Source organism: Pseudoalteromonas sp. S1650, from assembly GCF_005887195.1.
Taxonomy (GTDB): domain Bacteria; phylum Pseudomonadota; class Gammaproteobacteria; order Enterobacterales; family Alteromonadaceae; genus Pseudoalteromonas; species Pseudoalteromonas simplex.
In genome coordinates this window covers 1-977 of record NZ_PNDF01000132.1, presented here as the reverse complement: position 1 = coordinate 977, position 977 = coordinate 1, and the positions used below count along the sequence as shown (strand labels likewise).

The following is a 977-nucleotide window of genomic DNA, read 5'->3' as shown; positions in this document are numbered from 1 at the left end:
ATATCAGAACGGTAACCATTGACCACTGCGCCAAAATCAAGAGTAATAAAATCACCTTTAGATAGAGTACGTTCACTCGGGCTGCCATGAGGCAGTGCACAACGCTCTCCAAACATTAAAATAGTGGCAAACGACATTCCTTCAGAGCCTAGTTTTTGCATTCTGAATTCAAGTTCCAGCGCTAGGTCTCGCTCTGTTACACCTTCTTTAAAATAGGGTAATGTTTGTCTAAGCGCTTCGTCAGCAATGGCCGCAGCCGCTTTTATTTGCTCGACTTCCCAATCATTTTTAACCATGCGTAAACGTTCAACCATACCGGTAACTTGTGTAACTGTATGACTAGTTAACTCACTTGCCACTTGCTGCCAAAGTGCAACATCAATAAAAGCGGCATCAAAACCTAATTGACTATTAGTCGTTAAAAAACGATTTATGCACTGACCTAATGTTTCGCTATCACGATCACGGCTAACAACCTCAAAGCCAATAGACTCTGCTTGAGCTCGACCAAAATAGCGATAATCGGTTATCAGTACACATTTCTCAGCAGTTATTAACGCATAAGCAGCATTACCGCTAAAACCACTTAAATAACGAATATTTTCATGACCTAACACGAGTAACGCCGTTAAACCCTTATTGCTCAAAGCCTGTTTTAAAGATTGTTGGCGAGAGGTAAATTGATTTTTCATCGAAATATAAATCCTTGCTTTAGGGGATCATTTGGATCAATTAAAAAAGTATGTTTGCCAGTGACAAAAGCTTCACCGCTCACTCTAGGTATTACTGCATGGGTATCAGCTAACATGCGTTGCGCTTTTAGCTCAACTGAAAATATAGAGCCTAAAATACTCTCTATTTTTATTTGCTGTCCTAATTTAAGCCTGCCTTTTGCAAACTCTAATGCAGCTCTGGCACTCACGCCGGTACCAGTAGGGCTGCGATCTAATTCGCACTAAGCAAAAATTCATACATGG

Annotated in this window: 1 protein-coding gene and 1 pseudogene; both read right to left on the bottom strand. The window is 40.6% G+C overall.

Annotated features, from left to right (window positions below; all coding sequences use genetic code 11):
- A partial coding sequence (locus CWB80_RS21840; RefSeq protein ID WP_138686311.1) for a M24 family metallopeptidase occupies positions 1 to 692 on the bottom strand: 692 nt, incomplete at its 3' end.
- Positions 689 to 937: pseudogene (locus CWB80_RS21835) on the bottom strand (proline racemase family protein); the annotation flags it as partial. The pseudogene CWB80_RS21835 and the gene CWB80_RS21840, both read right to left, overlap by 4 nt.
- Positions 938 to 977: the final 40 nt, after the last annotated feature.